Below are 3,109 nucleotides of genomic sequence, written 5' to 3' on the forward strand. Positions count from 1 at the left end.
CCCTCTGCGCCAGTGCGCCAGTCCCCCCTTATAGGGGACTGGCGCACGGGACTGGAGCAACAATCCTGTGGCGCAGATCGCGCGATAGCTCACAGGAGCCTTTGCTAGGGGGTAGCGAATGACGCTCACACGGCCGACAGCAAGCCAATCGCGTTGGCGGCGCTCCCCGGAGTTTCGGCGGGTTGCTCTCAAGGCGATCATGCGCTGGAATCGCCTTCGCGAGACAGTGAAGAAGTGCGGTGCCAAGCGGAAGCACGATGGCGAGTGTAATTCGGCGTGCAATTTTGACCCCCTAAGCTGGGGGATCGGCGTCCAAAAGTGACCCCCTTGAACTGTAGCCACTGCAGGCTGCCTGCTTTGATTCGAAGCGGGTGGTCAGGGGAATGCTGGTCGTGGAGACGATTGCGCGGATACGGCGCGAGCACTTCATCAAGGGCAAGTCGATCAAGGAGATCGCGCGTGACCTGAAGGTGTCACGCAACACAGTCCGCAAAGTGCTGCGGTCCGGCGGAACATCGTTTGAGTATGAACGCGAGGTGCAGCCGCGGCCGAAGCTCGGGCGCTGGACGGAAGAGCTCGACGGTCTGCTGGCCAGCAACTCTGCTAAACCCGCCCGCGAACAACTGACGCTGATCCGGCTGTTCGAAGAGCTGCGCGGGCGCGGCTATGACGGCGGCTACGATGCGGTGCGGCGCTACGCCCGCCAATGGGCCAAGGAACGCGGGCAAGCGACCGCTGCGGCCTATGTGCCGCTGAGCTTTGCGCCGGGCGAAGCCTACCAGTTCGACTGGAGCCATGAGGTCGTGCTGCTCAACGGCACGACGGTGATCGTGAAGGTGGCTCATGTCCGGCTCTGCCATAGCCGGATGCTGTTTGTGCGGGCCTACCCGCGCGAGACGCAGGAGATGGTGTTCGACGCCCACGATCGGGCCTTCGCTTTGTTCAAGGGTACCTGTGGCCGCGGCATCTACGACAATATGAAGACCGCGGTGGACGCGATCTTTGTCGGCAAGAACCGTCTCTACAACCGCCGATTCTTGCAGATGTGCAGCCATTATCTGATCGATCCTGTGGCCTGCACGCCGGCCTCGGGCTGGGAGAAGGGCCAAGTCGAGAACCAGGTCGGCCTCGTCCGCGAGCGGTTCTTCACGCCGCGGCTACGCTTCAAGAGCTTCGACGAGATGAACGCCTGGCTGACCGACCGGTGCATTGCCTATGCCAAGGCACATCGGCATCCGGAGTTCACCGATCGGACGATCTGGGAGGTATTCGAGACGGAGCGGCCGAAGCTCGTTCCGTATGCCGGCCGGTTCGATGGGTTCCATGCCGTGCCGGCGTCGGTCTCCAAGACCTGCCTGGTCCGCTTCGACAACAACAAGTACTCGGTGACCGCCAGTGCAGTCGGGCGTCCTGTCGAAGTCCATGCTTATGCCGATCGCATCGTGATCCGACAGGACGGAGGGATCGTCGGTGAACACCAGCGCTCGTTCGGCCGCGGCGAGACTGTCTACGACCCCTGGCATTACGTTCCGGTGCTCGCTCGCAAGCCCGGCGCCTTGCGTAACGGTGCGCCATTCAAGGACTGGGTGCTGCCGGCCGCAATGGAGCGGGTGCGGCGCAAGCTCGCCGGCGCCGACGACGGCGATCGCCAAATGGTCAACATCCTGGCCGCTGTGCTGACCGACGGGCTACCGGCGGTCGAGGCTGCCTGTGCCGAGGCGATCGGTCACAGCGTTCATTCCGCCGATGTCGTTCTCAACATCCTGGCCCGGCAACGCGATCCTGGTCCGCCGGCGACGATCCTCACACCGGCTGCTCTGACGCTGCGGCATGCGCCGATCGCCGACTGTGCCCGTTACGACAACCTCAGGAGAACCATTTGATGGAACGCACGGAACTCTTCGACCTCATGGGCGAGCTCAAACTCTACGGTATGAAGGCCGCCTTTGATGAGGTCATGGCCACCGCCGTCAAACGTCAGCATGAGCCCCAGCGCATCGTTGGCGATCTGCTCAAAGCGGAGATCAGCGAGAAGCAGGCGCGCTCGATCCGTTACCAGCTCACCATCGCCAAACTGCCGCTTGCCAAAGGTCTCGACGACTTCCTGTTCGAGGACACGCCGATCAATCAGACCCTCGTCCATGATCTCGCCAGCGGGAACTTCATCGCCCAGCAGCGCAATGCCGTCCTGGTCGGCGGCACCGGGACCGGCAAGACCCATCTCGCCATAGCCATCGCTCGAAGCTGCATCCGATCCGGTCGCCGCGGCCGCTTCTACAACGTCGTCGATCTGGTTAATCGGCTCGAGACCGAGACCCGAAACGGCCGCCAGGGCCGGCTCGCTGATCATCTGACGCGGATGGACTTCATCGTTCTCGACGAGCTTGGCTACCTGCCATTTGCCCAGTCCGGTGGACAGCTGCTGTTCCACCTCGTCAGCAAGCTCTACGAACGCACCTCGATCATTGTCACCACCAACCTGGCCTTCGGCGAATGGCCCAGTGTGTTCGGCGACGCCAAGATGACCACCGCGCTGCTCGATCGGCTTACCCACCACTGTGACATCGTTGAGACCGGAAACGACAGTTGGCGCTTCAAGAGCCGCGATGAGGATCAAACAACCCGCGCTCGCGCCGTCTCCGCAACCCCGACCAGCTCCGACGGCGCGAGCGCTACCGTCAAAACCCGGCGCCCAAAGGGGTCAAAATTGGATGCCGATCAGGGGTCAATTTTGAACGCCGATTGACATTGGAGTGTCTCGCGTGCGAATCCGCCGGCCCGATGTACTGACGCGTCGACCTGTGCCAGGAGCGAGATCGCGTCGTCGCTTCGCCCTTCCCGGATGCAGCGCTGAGCGACCTTGATTCCACTCGATACGATCTGAAGAAGATTGCCTAGGTCATGCACCGCGCGGTCACGCGATGCGCTGTCCGTCGGATGAGACCGAAGCGCACTTCCATCCCGCTGCAGGGGTCCGAATGGAATGTGATCGAGCTTAAGCTGACCGGAGCACTCCGCAAGATTCACTTCCATTGTCTTTACCCCCGGCCAGATAATTGCGAACTCATCTCCCGGCGCAGGATCGATTATGGGACTCAATGACTCAATT

2 protein-coding genes and 1 pseudogene are annotated in these 3,109 nt (G+C 62.1%); 2 read left to right on the plus strand and 1 reads right to left on the minus strand.

What is annotated here, in order from left to right; all coding sequences use genetic code 11:
- Window positions 1-383 precede the first annotated feature (383 nt).
- Together istA and istB are read left to right on the plus strand one after the other, a co-directional pair.
- Window positions 384-1,950, plus strand: a pseudogene (gene istA, locus Q0030_RS40455) (IS21 family transposase).
- Complete coding sequence (gene istB / locus Q0030_RS40460) at window positions 1,910-2,746, plus strand: IS21-like element helper ATPase IstB (protein ID WP_363323548.1); 837 nt, start codon at window positions 1,910-1,912, stop codon at window positions 2,744-2,746. The pseudogene istA and the gene istB overlap by 41 nt, the downstream one beginning before the upstream one ends.
- Here the strand turns inward: istB and Q0030_RS40465 are convergent.
- On the minus strand, window positions 2,719-3,109 hold a 391-nt coding region (locus Q0030_RS40465; RefSeq protein WP_298380688.1), incomplete at its 5' end, for a hypothetical protein. The two genes, istB and Q0030_RS40465, sit on opposite strands and share 28 nt — an antisense overlap.

Origin of the sequence: uncultured Bradyrhizobium sp., assembly GCF_947648125.1 — a bacterium.
Classification (GTDB): Bacteria; Pseudomonadota; Alphaproteobacteria; order Rhizobiales; family Xanthobacteraceae; genus Bradyrhizobium.

Coding starts and splice junctions, on each gene's coding strand:
- istB (WP_363323548.1), top strand. CDS start 1,910: ATGGGCGAGCTCAAACTCTACGGTATGAAGGCCGCCTTTGATGAGGTC.